The sequence below is a fragment of the Streptomyces sp. Ag109_G2-15 genome, from assembly GCF_900215565.1.
GTDB lineage: Bacteria > Actinomycetota > Actinomycetes > Streptomycetales > Streptomycetaceae > Streptomyces > Streptomyces diastatochromogenes.
On the sequence record NZ_OCNI01000001.1, the window covers coordinates 3,118,036 to 3,132,633 of the forward strand.

Here is a 14,598-nt window from a genome sequence, read left to right on the forward strand (position 1 = left end):
TGCCGTTACGCGGGCGCGGTGCCGCGCGCTATCTCCGTCTCCAGCCGGGCCACCGTCACGGGCGCGGAGAACAGGCGTTCCATGTCGAAATCGATCCCGAAGACGTCCTCCAGCGCGGACAGGACCTGGATCAGCGTCACCGAGTTGACGCCGAGGCTGATCAGATCCACGTCGTCCTGCGACGGGGACAGCGGGTGGCCCCGGGAGGCGAATTCCTCGCGGACGGCGACCGGTACATCGGTTCTGGTCATCGGCTTTCGGCCCTTTCGATCCCGTCGAATTCCTCGATGCCTTCGATGCCTTCGATCCCGTCGACGGCGTCGATGGCGTCCCGGACGTGACGGGCGTTGTCCGGCCGGAACACGTCGAAGTGCCCGCCGGTCAGCACCGCCGTACCGGCGCTCCGCGCCACCCGACCCCAGGCACCGGCGTCCCGCTCGGCCGGTCGCTCACCGGCCCGGAACTCCACGACGGGCAGGGCGGCCGGTCGCGGACTCCAGGCGGCCAGCGCCGCGATGTTCTGCCGGTACACCTCGAACCGGGTACGCAACGTCGGATCCGTGGCCACGTCGGCCCGGTCGACGTCCGCCCCGCTGGTCTCCCGGATGTCCCTGAGGAACCCCGCGAGCAGGGCACCGTCCCCGGGGTCGCCGTGGGCACGGGACGCGGCGGAGACCGGGGTGTCGACCACCACGACACGGGCCACGGGCACCCCGCAGATCCGTGCCGCTTCGAAGGCCAGCGCGCCCCCGAAGGACCACCCGGCGAAGACCAGCGGCTCGGCACCGGACAGCACCTCGGCGGGCAGCTCCCGCAGACAGCCCCGGGCGAGCCCGGTCAGCGAGACCGCCGGGCCGGACCGGGCCACCGGAGCGTCGAACCCGGCCACATGGACGTCGATGTCGCCCGGCAGCTCCCGGATCAGCCCCGCATAGCAGGAGACACCACCGCCCACCGGCGGGAAGAGCACCAGCCGCAGCCGTGGACGCACGGCGGCGCGCGGACGGTACGTCCAGATGCCGGAGCCGCGTTCGCCCCGCACCCGGCGGCACAGCGAGGCCAGGCCCGCGACCGTGGGGTCCGCCATGAAGTCGCCGAACGACACCTCGTGTCCGAGCCGGCCGCGCACCAGGGAGAGCAGCCGGATCGCGTCGTACGAACTGCCTCCGGCCTCGAAGAAGCCTCGTCGGCCCGGGGGTTCGCCCAGCACCTCCCGCCAGCACCCGGCGATCTCCTGGCCCAGCGGTTCGCCCGCGGGGACCGCGGGTTCCGCGTCCGCGCGCTCGTCGTCGGGCAGGGGCAGCGACTGGAGCCGGCGCCGGTCCACCTTGCCGTTGCCGGTCAGGGGGATCTCGTCGAGGGCGACCACGGCGTCCGGGACCATGTAGTGCGGCAGGGCCTTGCCGAGCGCGGCGTACGCGTCCCGCTGCCAGGTCCCCGGCGGGTCCTCGGTGAGGGTGACGTACGCGACGAGGCTCTTGCGGCGGCCTTCCCCACGAACGCACGCGGCACTGCCCCGGATGCCCGGCAGGCGGTCCAGGAGGTGTTCCACCTCGCCCAGCTCCACCCGGTGTCCGTTGAGCTTGACCTGGGTGTCGGTGCGGCCCAGGAACTCCACCACGCCGTCCGGGTGCCGGCGGCCCCGGTCGCCGGTGCGGTAGATCCGCCCGAACACGGGGTCGTCGACGAACGCCGCCGCCGTCTTCTCCGGGTCGTTGACGTAGCCGTCGGCCACGCCCGCGCCGCCGATGCAGATCTCCCCGATGTGCCAGTCCGGACACAGCCGCCGTTCCGCGTCGAGCACATGGATGTCCTGGCCCGGCAGGGCCGTGCCGTACGGGATGGAACGGCCCGCGCAGTCGGCGTCCGTGACCGGGTGCCGGATGGACCAGATCGCGCCCTCGGTCGCCCCGCCCAGGCTCATCACCTGCGCGGCCGGCGCAAGGCGCCGCAGGGCGGCGGGAAGTGTCAGCGGGATCCAGTCGCCGCTGAGCATGAAGGTCCGCACCGTCGGGACGGCGGTCCCCTCCTCGGCCAGCAGGGACGCCAGCGCGGGGGCCGAGTTCCAGATGGTCACGCCGTGCCGGCCGATGAGGTCGGCCCAGGCGGCGGGGTTGCGCGCGGACCGCTCGGAGAGCATCACGACGGCGCCGCCGCGCAGCAGCGGTCCGAACATGTCGTACACGGACAGGTCGAAGCCGATCGACGAGACCGACAGCACGCGGTCCCCGGCGCCGACGCCGAGTTCGTCGTTGACCGCGTCGATCGTGGTGAGGGCCGCGGCGTGCGAGATCACCACGCCCTTCGGTTCACCGGTCGAGCCGGAGGTGAAGATGATGTACGCCGTGGGCGTCGCGTCCGGGGCCGGGCGGTGCGCGGGCGGCCCGGAGGGCACGGCGTCCGGCTCCGGCAGGCGCAGGGGCCGTACCCCGCGCCGCGCCCAGCCCTGGTCCGCCTCCGGCCCGCCGTCGGTGAACGCGAAGCGGACCTCGCCGCGCCGCGCGATGCTGTCGAGACGGCCGGCGGGGATGCCGTGGTCCAGCGGGATGTAGACGCAGCCGGCGAGCAGACTGCCGAGGACGGCGATCACCTGGCCGCGCCCGCGCGGCAGATGCACGGCGACCTTGTCCCCGGGGCGGGCGCCCGCCGCGCGCAGGGCGTCCGCCACCGCCGCCGCGTGTGCGGCCAGCTCCGCGTAGCCGAGGGTGCCCTGCTCGTCGTGCACGGCCGGAGCGTCGGGTGTTTCGGCGGCGCGGCGCATCACCCGGTCGTGCAGGGTCTCCCCCGCGGCGGAGGCGAGGGGCCGGGCCGGGGCCGGGGTGCGGTAGGGCAGGCGCGCCCAGTGGCCGCGGGAGACGGCGAGTTCCCCGACGAGGTCGGCGTACTGGCCGACGAAGTCCTCGACGAAGCCGGCGTCGAAGGCGTCCGTCCGCCAGTCGAAGCCCAGCCGGACGCTGCCGTCGGCGTCCATGACCACTTGGTGGTCGAGCAGTACCTGGGGCACCCTCAGCTGCACCTCGTCCCAGCGCCGCCGGAACCCGAGGTCCGCCTCGCGGCGCCCGTCGGCCGCCAGCGCGGTGAAGGCGAACGGGTACGGCAGCCGGCGCGGGTCGCCGCCGGGGTCTGCCAGCCGGGCGATCTCGGCGCCGCTGAGGGAGCCGTGCAGGGCCTGGGCCAGGTAGCGGCGCTGCACGGTCCCCGCGATCCCGGCGAAGCCCTGCCCGGTGGTCGCCGGGATCTCCAGCGGCATGGTGGTGCCGTGGTTGCCGAGGGCGTCCAGGGCCGGCGGCTGTCCGGCGCGCCGGGAGTACAGCACGGTCAGGGTGTGCGGGACACCGCCGCCGAGGCGGCCCAGGAGGACGCCGTAGACGGCGAGGTAGACCATCGCGGGCGTCAGACCGTGCTCGCGTGCCGTCCCGGCGAGGGTGCGCGCGGTGGCCGCGTCGACGGTCAGCATGCGGTGCGTGACGTCCGGGCCCGCGCGCCGCCAGTCGGGTCGCAGCGGCAGTTCCGCCGGGTCGGGCAGGGCGGCGGCCCGCTCGCTCCAGAACCGCCGGTCCCGCGCGGACCGGTCCCGGCGGCCCGCCGCGCGAGAGACGCCGGCCGGGGCCGGGGCCGTGCCGGTGGCCGCCCGGTCCGACACCAGTGCGGCGAGGAAGACGTCCAGCGACGCCGCGTCCATCAGCCACAGGGCGTAGACGAGGTGCAGGCGCGCCCGCCGCTCCGAGCACACGGCGACGACGCGCAGGCGCGGCCCGCCGGCGAAGGCGAACGTGTCCGCGGTGCAGGCCTCGCGGACGGCGGTGTCGACGGCGTCGAAGTCGGCGTCGGCGACCCGGCGGATCTCGACGTCGGTCTCGGCCGCTGCCGCCTCGGGCAGGACCGGCATCGACAGGTCGTCGGCCAGGGCGACGCGCAGGAGGGGGTTGGCGCGCACCAGCCGGCGCAGCCGGTCCCCGAGCCCGGGGACGCGCGCCGGGTCCAGGTCGCAGCCCACGTAGTACCGGGCGGGCCCGGAGAGTTCCATGCCCGCCTGCTCGCCGACCAGGTAGGCGCGCTGGATCGGGCTCAGCGCGTCGGGCGGCAGGACGGCCGTCACTGCCTCGGTTGCGGTCTCGGTCATCAGTGGACGATCTCCCCGGCCTTGTCGCGGCTGAGGAAGCCGCTGGGACTGAACGTCGGCCCGTAGGCGCCCACGCCGAGGAACATCAGCGTGTCGCCGGCCGCCACCCGAGGCAGCGGCACGTCCTCGGCGAGCACGTCCAGCTGCGAGCACAGCGGCCCGGTCACGTATGCGCGGCCCGGAGCACCCGGGCGCCCCGGACCCACCGCCCGGACCAGGGGCTCGCCCCGGCCGCCGCCGGCCACCAGCCGGCCGGCGACGAACAGGTGGTTCAGGCCGGCGTCGACGACCACATAGCGCCGGTCGCCGACGGTCTTCACGTCCAGCACGGTGGTGAGCAGCACCCCGGCCGGGCCGGCGATGGCGCGGCCGTACTCGCAGACGACGGTCCGGTCGCCGTCGTCTCCCCACGCCTGCGGCTCGTCGCTCGCCGCCTCCAGCCCCGCCCAGTCCACGTCCGGGTCGGCGGCGCACCACGGCAGGGCGATGCCGCCGCCGACGGAGACGAGCCCGAGCTTCAGCCCGAACCGCTCCTCGACGTCCCGGGCCCGCTCCAGGGCCGCCCGCCGGGCCGCGCCGATGACACCCGCGTCGGCGTACTGCGAGCCGAAGAACAGGTGCAGGCCGTCGACCGACAGGGCGGAGCCCCGCAGGACGTCCACGACCTCGGCGAGATCCTCCGCCGCCACCCCGAACTGGTTGGGGGACGGCGCGCTGCCCGGGGTGCGGCCCGGATACGGCGTGTTCAGGCGTACGACGGCCCGCCCGCCGACGCCGAGTTCGTCCGCCACCTCGGCGAACAGGCGGGCCTGGCCCGGGGACTCGACGGTCACCGCGACCCCGGCGGCCAGCGCGGCGGCCGCCTCGGACCGCGTCTTCGCCGGGCCGGTGAACAGCACCTTCGCGGCCGGCATACCAGCGTTCAGCGCGGTCTCCAGTTCGGCCGTGGAGCACACGTCGAAGCCGTCCACGAGGGACGCCAGGGCGGTGACGACGCCGGGGTGCGGGTTGGCCTTCAGCGAGTAGTAGAGGTCCGCGCCGGATACCGAGGCGGCCCGGACCCGGTCGACGGCGGCGCGCAGGGCGGCACGGCTGTAGACGAACGCCGGGGTTCCGCCGGCGCGCTGCACCAGGAGCCGGGCCTCGCGCTCGGTGGGCATCCAGAACCCGGCCGGGACGGAAGGTTCGTCAGTGCGCACAGCGGGTCCCTCCCGCCTGACACAGCGCTTCGATGACGCAGGCGTGGAGCCGGTCGATGACGTCGGTTCCGTGCATCGCGATCCCCCGTCGGTAGTAGTAGGTCAGCGCCATCTCCGCCGCCGACATCTGCAGTTCGCCCTGGAGCTGGTAGCGCAGCGAGCGGCCCAGCGGGCGCGGCTCCCAGGAGCCGAGGTCGCGGGCCCGCAGGCCGCGCTCCTTGGGGTGCTGGTTGAACAGCACCGTGGAGAACGGGAAGCGGTCGGCGCCGTCGAGTCCGTGCTCCGCGGCCCGCTGGTCGAACTCCCACGCGCTGTGCGCCGTACCGGCCGCCAACTGGCCGGCGTACTCCCTGGCCTTGTCCTCGACCGGGGCCGGTCCGCCGCCGCGCAGCACGAGCTGGCTCATGAACATGCCGGCCGCCGTGTCCGGCATGCCGTCGCGGGCCTGGACGGGGACGACGACGTTCAGCGCGCCGAGGCCGAAGGTCCGGGAGACGGCCTGGTCGAAGGCGGCGAGGACGACCGCGAAGACCGAGACCCCGGTCGCCGCCGCGAGCCGGTGGGCGGCCCGTACCGCCCGTACGCCGAAGGGCCGGGAGAGCAGGAGTCCGTCGCGCGCGCCGGCCGCCTCGGGCAGTTCGGTCTGCCCGGCGCCCTTCAGTGCCTCCCGCCAGTACTCCGCGTCCGGCGTCGGCTCCGTCGGGCGGCGCGTCGCCGCGCAGTAGGTGCGGAAGCCGTCCGGCGGTGGGGCGTCGCCGAGAGGTGCGCCGAGCAGGAGCGCGCGGAGCTCGCGGGCGATCAGGTCCATGCTCAGCCCGTCCAGGAACAGATGGTGGGCGACCACGACCACGGACGTCGTGCCCTCGCCCGGCACCAGGACGGCCCGCAGCGGGGGAGCCGTCGTCGGGTCGATCAGCCGCGTCACCGCCTGGAAGCGGGCCTCCTGCACCGTGCGGGATCCGGCCTCGTGGACGGTGAGCGGGCAGCGCACCCCGGCGGGCTCGGTGTGGACCTGCCCGGTCCACTCCGGGGTGAGGGAGAGCCGCAGCACGTCGTGCCGGGCCACCAGCGCGTCCAGCGCGGCACGCACCTCGGCCGGGGTCACCGTCCGCTCGACGCGGACCTCGCGGGAGAGGTTGCACCAGTTGGCGTTGCCGTCCGCCATACAGGTGGCCATGTAGGCGAGTTGCCGGGTGGAGAGGGGGTGGGTGCCCGGCTCGCCGGAAACGGTGTCCGTGGCGTCCTCGGGCACGGCCGGCGCGGGTGTCCCCGTGCGGCCCAGCCGCTCGACCGCCGCGGCGAGGGAGGCCACATCGCGGTGGCCGAAGCAGTCCTGGGCCGAGAGGGCCAGCCCGAAGTGCCGGTTGACCCGGGCGACGAACGCGATCATGTCGAGCGAGCCGAGGCCCGCCTCGACGAACGCGGTCGATGCGGTCAACTCCCCCTGCGAATCCAGTAGTTCGAGCAGGATGTCCGGCGTGGTCGCCTCCTGGCTCGGCGCACCCGGCCCGGACACCTCCTCCGCGGAGACGGAGGCCGCGAGCGCCATCCGGTCGACCTTCCCGCTGCGCAGCAACGGAAGTTCCCGGCGCACATGGACGTCCGGCGCGGGCAGCCCCAGCCGCCCCGCCACCGCGCGCACCCGCTCCCGCAGCGTGCCCTCGTCCTCGGGCGCGAGATCCCGTACGGCGACGAAGGCGTGCGGGCCCTGCCGGTCGACGACGAGACACTGGGCCACGCCCGCCAGCTCCTCGGCCTCGGCGACGAAGCGGTGGTACGAGACGCGCCGGCCGGACACCTTCAGGTCGTTGCCCGCGCGCCCGGCGATCACCAGATCGTCGCCGACGCGGAAGCCGATGTCGCCGGTGCGCAGGACGGGGGGCATCGGCTCGAGGTGGAAGGTGCGCGGGGTTGTGCCGGGGCCGTCCGTGAGGATGCCCAGGGCCGGCGCGGCGGAGGCGATGAGCACCTCGCCCCGGCCGTCCGCGTCCGGCTCGGCGAGCGTCACCGTCACCCCGGGGCGGGGCCGTCCGACGGGCAGCCCCCAGGTCCCGGCCGCGTCCTCGGGGCGCGCCGCGCGCCGGAAGAGCTGGGCGAGGGTGCCCTCGGTCATGCCGTACAGGTTCACGATCTCGGTGCCGGGGGCGAGGCCGCGCCACTGCTGCGCCACGCGCGCGGGCAGCACCTCCCCGGCGAAGAAGGCCAGCCGCAGCGCGCCGAGTCGCGTGGAGTCGGTGCGCAGGACGTCCGCGACGCGCCGGGCGAGGGACGGGACGAGGAAGGCGAGCGTCGGCCTGCTCTCGACGAGGTGTCTGCCGAGCGCGGCCAGGTCCAGCTGGACGTCCACGGGGGGCAGGTTCAGTCTGCCGCCGGCGGCGAGCACGCCGAGCAGCTCGCGCAGCGAGGGGTCGAAGTTGACGCGGGTGAGGGCGGCGCAGGTGTCGTCCTCGCCCAGCTCGAACTCCTCGACGAACCAGGACAGGAACGCGTTCAGGCCTGTCCTGCTGCCGACGATCGCCTTCGGGGCGCCCGTCGAACCGGACGTCGGAATGAGGTAGGCGGCGTCGTCGCCGGGGTACCGCCAGGCGCTGTCGGGGCGCCGCGGGCCCGTGGTGTCGAGGACGACCCGGCCGGTGGCCGCGTCGACGACCAGCTCGCCGACGTCCGCGCCGGTGGCGCCACGGAAGTGCGCCACCGGGGAGACGTCGCTGCTCAGCAGGACCGACGGCCGGGAGATGCGCTCGGCCCACGCGTACTGGGCGGACGTCATCCCGGCGTCCACGGGCACGGGGACGGCACCGCTGCGCAGCGCGGCCAGCAGCCCGACGACGTAGGCGGGGGTCAGCGGGCCGAGGAGCAGCACGTTGGTCCGTGCCGCGCCCGCCTCCGTCAGGCGGCGGGCCACGTCGTCGACGGCCGCGCCGAGGCCGGCGTACGACAGCTCGTGCCCGCACCACTCGACGGCCGTGCGGTCGGCCCGGCCGAGGCCGAGCAGCCGGCTCAGGGCATCCGGTGTCTGCATGGCGGCGCTCACTCGGTCCGGGCGGTCGGCGGCCGCAGGACCAGCCGGGCGAGTTCCTGCCGGGCGGCGTCGTCACTCGCGGCGAGCACCTCGGCCAGCCGGCCGGAGTGGTCCTTGCGCTGGTTCAGCCGGAAGCAGGAGGCGAGCCGGAGGTCGTACAGGCGGAAGCCGACGATGTTCTTGAGATAGCCCTCCGTGAGCTGTGCCGGCATCTCGTCCAGGGACCAGGTCGACCCCTCGACGGTCTCCTTCTGCAGCCGGTCGATGAGGCCGGTGACGTCGGCGCGGGTGCGGGCCGCGTCGCTGACCTCCAGCCGGCCGGAGATCTCCACCGCGCAGTACAGCCAGGTGGGGATGCGGCTGCGGGTGCCGAACCACTCGGCGGGCACGTAGGTGTCCGGGCCGAGCACGGTGATCGTGGCCGGGGCGCCCGCCTCGAAGGCCGCCGTCATCGCGTTGGCGCGGGCGACGTGCCCGGCGACGAACAGTCCGCTCTGCTCGCTGCCGCGCAGGTCCACGGGGAGTGGCGAGGTGTACACCGTGCCGGCGTGATGGGTCGCGAGGACCCCGAAGGACTTCGCCCGTACGAAGTCGACCATGGCGGGCAGCGGCAGGCTGAAGTGTTCTCGGGTGTACATGGTCAGCGACGGTCCTTCGACTCGGCGTCCAGCGGTTCCAGGCCGATGCCCTCGCGGGCTCCGCGTTGCGGCGGGTGGAACGCGATGGCGTGCAGGGCTCCGGCGAGCAGGGTGAAGAAGCCCGTACGGGCGAAGGTGCCGCCACCGGCCGCGCGCAGCAGCAGTCCGCCGAGGGCGCCGATCTCGTCCTCGACGCGGTCGCGGGCGCGGACGGCCAGGTTGAGCTGGTCGCCCGCCGGCCGGCCGGTGTCGATCGCGTCGGCCGCGTCGAGCAGTTCCGCCTGCAGTCGGCGCAGCCCGTCGAACGCTTCGGTCCACCGCCTGGAGCCCGCCCGCCGGTCGGCCGGGGTGGCGGTCGCCAGGCAGCGGGCGACGCCGAGGTAGGAGGCGCTGATCAGCAGCTGGAACCAGGTGTAGCAGTCGGTGGCGAAGCGCCGGCCGGTCTCGCCGCGCAGCGGGAAGACGCGGTCGTCCGGTACGCGCACACCGGACAGGCGGACGGCGTGGCTCTCCGCGGCGCCGAACACCGGGCTGGTCCAGAACGGTTCGCGCTCCAGGCTCTCGGCCCCGGCCGGGACGAAGACCTGCGCGTATCCCTCGGGGGCGCCGTCGGCCGCGCGCAGCTCGGCCATCAGGGACAGCACGTCCATGCTGGTGGACAGGGAGCACGGCCGTTTCAGGCCGGTGACGAGCCAGTCGGCGCCGTCGCGGACCGCCCAGCTGCCGAGCGTGCGCAGGTCGTGGCCGGGTGTCGACTCCGCGCCGCCCGAGGCGAGCAGCCCGGCGCCGGTGCCGAGGTCCTTCGCGATCGCCGCGGCCCGCTCGTCGCCGGAGCGCGCCACCCGGCCGAGCGCGGCGATCTTGTAGTGGTGCATGGTCGTGGCGATGGCCACGGCCGGGGCCAGGGTGCCGAGCGCGACCTGGAAGCGTACGGCGTCCGCCGCCGACGCCCCGGTGCCCGCGTACTCCCGGGGCACGAGCAGAGCCGTGGCGCGGGTCCGCTTCAGCGCCGCGAACGCGGGCCCGGCGTCCTGCTCGTGCTGCTCGGCCGACCGGGCGGACAGGGCGGCGAAGAGCCCGTCGGCCATCGCGTCCAGTCCTGCCCGGGCGTCGGCGACGACGACGTCCTCGATCTCACGACCGGTCACTGGGTGCTGCCCTCCTGAGCGTGCATGAGCCGCCGTACGGCGGCGTAGTCGGTCTTTCCGAGGGGGGTGCGCGGGATCGCCGAGGTGATCTCGTACCGCTGGGGGAGCTGGTACGACAGCAGCCGCTCGCCGAGCAGCCGCCGTACCTCGGTCAGGTCGAACCCGTCGTCGGCGACGAGCAGCGCGGCGACCCGCTCGGTCTGTCCCGCGTCCGTGACGCCGACCACGGCGCTGTCCAGCACCCCGGGGCAGCGGCGCAGCGCCGCCTCGACCTGGAGGGGGCCGACCTTGTTCCCGGCGACGTTGATGAAGCCGGACAACCGGCCCCGTACGTACCAGCCGTCGCGGTCGGCGCGGACGAGGTCGCGGGTGCGCAGCCACCCGTCCTCGAACATCTCGGCGCTCGACCCGGGGTCGTGGTAGTAGCCGCGGGCGAGCGCGGGGCCCCGGACGTACAGCTCGTGCAGGGGCTCCTGGCCGGTGCCGTCGGGCACGGGCTCCAGCCGCCATTCCACACCGGCGACGGGGGTGCCGATGGAGCCGTGGCCGACGTACGTCCGGTCGAAGCAGATGACGCCGATCTCGGACAGGCCGTACACCTGGCGCAGCGGCACCCCGAACCGCTCGTGGAACCTCTCCTGCGTGTCGAGGCCCAGGGGCGCGCTCCCGGAGATGACCGTCCGCAGCGAACGCGCCCAGGCCGGCGGCAGTTGCCGTGCCTGCGTGAGCAGTTGGTACAGGACGGGCAGCCCGCTCATCAGCGTGACGCCGTTGCGGCCGATCTGCCGGGCCAGGCCCCGGCCGGTCAGCCGGCCGCCCCGGGCGAACACCACGGTCGCCCCGGCGAGCAGGGCCGGCAGGGTGAGGACGTCGATGCCGTGGCAGTGCGCCAGCGGCAGCGGACACAGGACCACGTCGTCCGGGGTCAGCTCCAGCTCGCCGCCCCACAGCCGGACCCGGGCGCCGATGGCCGCCTGGCTCATGACGATGCCCTTGGGCTCGCCGGTGGAGCCGGAGGTGCAGTGCACCACCCAGTCGCCGGGCGCGTAGCCGGTCGCCGCCCGGGCACGGTGCCGCTCGGAGTCCTCGACCGCCCGCAGGGCGAACGCGCCCCGCCCGGGGTACGGCGGCTGGTCCACGGCCAGCAGACCGACGTCGAAACGGGCCGCGTTGTGCTTGCGCTCCGATGCGGACAGGCGGCTGTCCAGCAGGACGGTGACGATGCCGAGCCGGGCGGCGGCGAGGTAGAGCGACAGGAAGGTGAAGGGGTCGTCGACGGCCAGCCCCAGCACATCGCGCGGGCCGGACCGGGCGGCCAGCTCACCGGCCGCGGCGTCGACGGCGGCGAGCAGCTCGGCGTACGTCGACTCGGTGCCGTCGTAGCCGACCACCGCCCGGGCCCCGGGCGCGGCGAGCGCCACCGTGCGGAACGCCGGGTACAACTCGCCGTCCGGGGCGGTGTGGATGCCGTCCGTCATGGTGGACCTCCTCCCTGGTGAGGGCGCGCCGGGGCGCGCGTCGTGCGGCTCGGACGGGGCGAACGGGGCCTGGTCCGAGCCGGGTTGCTGCGGTCTTGGCGGCTCGGACCGGGGGCCGGCCCCGGTCCGAGCCGAGGTGTCACGGGCTGGGTGATCAGACCGGGTCGGCGGGACGCAGGCCGAGCCGGGGCTCGGTCACGACGCGCAGGCCCAGCAGGCTGTCGTCGCGGTGCGGCTCGGTCCGCAGGACGTCGAACGACGGCTCGCCGACGTCCGGGTCGCCCGCCGTGGCCTCCTTCTGGACGCGCAGCGCCTCGTCCGCCAGGCGGTCGGTCAGCACCCGCGTACGGGCGTCGGTCGCCTCGCGGATGTCCGACATGCCGGCGATGATCTCGCCGAAGGAGACCGAGTCCCGGGCCCCGCGTTCGGCTCCGGCGTCCTCCCGGACCAGCCGGTCGGCGGTCCAGAAGAAGTCGTCCTTGCCCTGGTAGGTCTCGTACATGCTGCTCACCAGGGCGAGGGCGCGGGTGTAGGCGCGGCGGTAGGCGGCCTCGAAGAAGGTGAGCCCCTCGGCCTCCGGCAGTTCGCCCCGCCGCACCGAGGCCAGCGCCGCCGCCCCCACCAGGCCGCCGTACAGGGCGAGGTGGACGCCCGTCGACAGCAGTGGGTCCAGGAAGCACGCCGCGTCGCCGATCAGCATGTAGCCGGGGCCGGCGAACCGGTCGGCGACATACGAGTAGTCGGTCTCCGCCCGCGCCTCGGCGACACAGGTGGCGTCCGCGACCAGGTCGCTGACGATGTCGGACTCGGCGATCACCGACCGGTACAGGTCGTCCAGGGAGCCGTGGGCGCGGCGGTCCCGCGCGAAGACGTCCTTGTGGGTGACCAGACCGATGCTGGTGCGGCCGCCGTGCAGCGGGATGACCCAGTACCAGCCCTTGGGCGACGAGATCACGTTCACCCCGCCTTCGGGGCTGTCCGGCAGCAGCCGGGCGTTCTCCCAGTAGCTCCACAGGGCCACGTTGCGGAAGAACCGGTGCTGCTGCCGGTTGCGGAAGTGCTGGGCGCTGAGCAGTCCGGCGCGGCCCGAGGCGTCGATGAGGAAGTCGAACCCGTCGAGGGTGACGGGTCCCTCGCCCTCGCGCACACAGTGCACCGCGCGGGGGCGGCCGTCCTCGTCGAAGTCCACGGACTTCGCGGCGATCCCGTGCTCGACCCGGACGCCCTTCTCGCGGGCGTTGTCGAGCAGCAGCGCGTCGAAGGCGGCCCGGTCGACCTGCCAGGTGCTCACATGGTCGCCGAACTGCTTGCTCCAGTCGATGACCCAGCTGTCGTCGCCCCAGCGGAACGCGCCGCCGCGTTTGACCTGGAACCCGCCCGCGTCCAACTTGTCGGCGACACCGATCAGTTGGAGCACGTGCCGGGTGGAGGGGGTGAGGGACTCCCCGATGTGGTAGCGCGGGAACTGCCGGCTCTCCACCAGCCGGACGTCGAATCCCTCCTGCGCGAGAAGGGTCGCGGTGACGGACCCCGCCGGGCCGCCACCCACGACGAGGACGTTGCTCGGTACGGTCATGACCTGCTTCCGGTCCTGGGTGCGGATGGGAGGACGGTTCACGCGCCGCGGAAGACGAGCGCGGAGTTGTTGCCGCCCATTCCGACGCTGGTCGAGACGGCGACGTCGACCGGCGTGTGCGCGCCCTTGTCGATGACGTGGTTGAGTTCGCAGCCCTCGTCGGGCACCCGCAGACCCCAGGTCGGCGGCACCTGGTCGTGGCAGGAGGCGAGCAGCGCGGTCATGGCCTCCATCGCGCCGGACGCGCCGAGCATGTGCCCCGTGGCGCCCTTGATGCCGCTGACCCGCAGGTTGTCGGCGTGCCCGCCGAACACCTTGCGGATCGCGGTGACCTCGGCCGGGTCGTTGGACTTGGTCGCCGTACCGTGCACGTTGAGGTAGCCGACCTGCTCCGGGGTGATGCCGGCGTCGGCGAGGGCCTCCTCCAGGCACGCGGTCATGCCGGGGGCGTCGCTCGGCGGGATGTCGCTCATGTCGAAGGCGTCGCCGCGCAGGCCGTAGCCGAGGAGTTCTCCGTAGATACGGGCCTTGCGGGCGAGGGCGTGCTCGCGCTCCTCCAGGACGAACACGGCCGCACCCTCGCCGAGCACCGTGCCGTCGCGGTCGCGGTCGAAGGGCCGGCACGCGCCGGAGGCGGCCCCGGTGTGGTTCTGCGCGAAGCCGGAGACGATGATCTCGGTGACGGGGGACTCGGCACCACCGGCGAGCATCACCTCGGCGCGGCCGTGCCGGATCTTGTCGTACGCGGCGATGACCGAGTCGGAGCCCGAGGCCGACGCGCCGGAGACGGTGACCAGCGGCCCGCACAGCCCGTACCGCACGGACAGCAGCGAGGTGCCCGCGTTGGGCAGGGTCATGTTGAACAGCCGCGGCGACACGCCCCGCGTGCCCTTCTCCGCCATCTTCGCGAACTGGTCCTGGAGCACCTCGGTGCTGGAGAACGCCATGCCGATGGCGGCGCCGTACCGCTGGAACCGCTGGTCGGACTTCTTGCGGGAGACGATCTCGTTGCGGGGCAGGTCCAGGCCCGCGTCGAGCAGCGCGGCGTTGGAGGCGGCCAGCGCGTACTGCTGATAGCGGTCCAGAACGCGCTGGTCCCGCGGGGAGATTCCGTGGTCCTCGGGGTTGAATCCGACGACCTCGCCGGAGGTCTTGACCGGGCAGCGGGAGGTGTCGAAACGGGTGGTCTCCCGTACCCCGCTGTGGCCGTTCATGAGGTTGGTGAAGATCTCGTCGACACGCTCGCCGACCGGGGTTACGGCCCCGAGACCGGTGATGACCACACGTCGGTCCATCGTCTGTCCTCTCCTGAACCGCTCCCCAGAGCAGGGGCGGTCGCTGAATACGCGCCGGTTCGACGCCGTGGATCGCGCAGAATTCGATTCGCCTGCCGGGCAGTCGCACAGAACTGCCT

At 74.2% G+C, this 14,598-nt stretch carries 9 protein-coding genes; all 9 read right to left on the minus strand.

Going from position 1 to position 14,598, the window contains the following annotated elements:
- Positions 1-5 precede the first annotated feature (5 nt).
- Positions 6-251 (minus strand): acyl carrier protein, encoded by a 246-nt coding sequence (locus CRP49_RS13945; protein ID WP_097253657.1) that lies wholly within the window; start codon positions 249-251, stop codon positions 6-8.
- Positions 248-4,123, minus strand: a complete 3,876-nt coding sequence (locus tag CRP49_RS13950; protein WP_097253658.1) for a non-ribosomal peptide synthetase — start codon at positions 4,121-4,123, stop codon at positions 248-250. The genes CRP49_RS13945 and CRP49_RS13950 overlap by 4 nt, the downstream gene beginning before the upstream one ends.
- Complete coding sequence (locus CRP49_RS13955) at positions 4,123-5,322, minus strand: alanine racemase (protein ID WP_097253659.1); 1,200 nt, start codon at positions 5,320-5,322, stop codon at positions 4,123-4,125. Before CRP49_RS13955 ends, CRP49_RS13950 begins: the two co-directional genes overlap by 1 nt.
- Positions 5,312-8,344, minus strand: a complete 3,033-nt coding sequence (locus tag CRP49_RS13960; protein ID WP_097253660.1) for an AMP-binding protein — start codon at positions 8,342-8,344, stop codon at positions 5,312-5,314. Before CRP49_RS13960 ends, CRP49_RS13955 begins: the two co-directional genes overlap by 11 nt.
- A gap of 8 nt (positions 8,345-8,352) precedes the next feature.
- Entirely contained in the window at positions 8,353-8,982 is a 630-nt protein-coding gene (locus CRP49_RS13965; protein ID WP_097253661.1) for an FMN-binding negative transcriptional regulator, read from the minus strand.
- Positions 8,983-8,984: 2 nt separating this feature from the next.
- On the minus strand, positions 8,985-10,130 hold the full coding sequence (locus tag CRP49_RS13970; protein ID WP_097253662.1) for an acyl-CoA dehydrogenase family protein: 1,146 nt from the start codon (positions 10,128-10,130) through the stop codon (positions 8,985-8,987).
- Positions 10,127-11,608 (minus strand): class I adenylate-forming enzyme family protein, encoded by a 1,482-nt coding sequence (locus tag CRP49_RS13975; protein WP_097253663.1) that lies wholly within the window; start codon positions 11,606-11,608, stop codon positions 10,127-10,129. The genes CRP49_RS13970 and CRP49_RS13975 overlap by 4 nt, the downstream gene beginning before the upstream one ends.
- A 154-nt stretch (positions 11,609-11,762) precedes the next feature.
- Entirely contained in the window at positions 11,763-13,184 is a 1,422-nt protein-coding gene (locus tag CRP49_RS13980; protein WP_097253664.1) for an NAD(P)/FAD-dependent oxidoreductase, read from the minus strand.
- Between the two features lie 38 nt (positions 13,185-13,222).
- A complete protein-coding gene (locus CRP49_RS13985) occupies positions 13,223-14,479 on the minus strand; it encodes a beta-ketoacyl synthase (protein WP_094218797.1) in 1,257 nt (418 codons plus the stop codon).
- Positions 14,480-14,598: the final 119 nt, after the last annotated feature.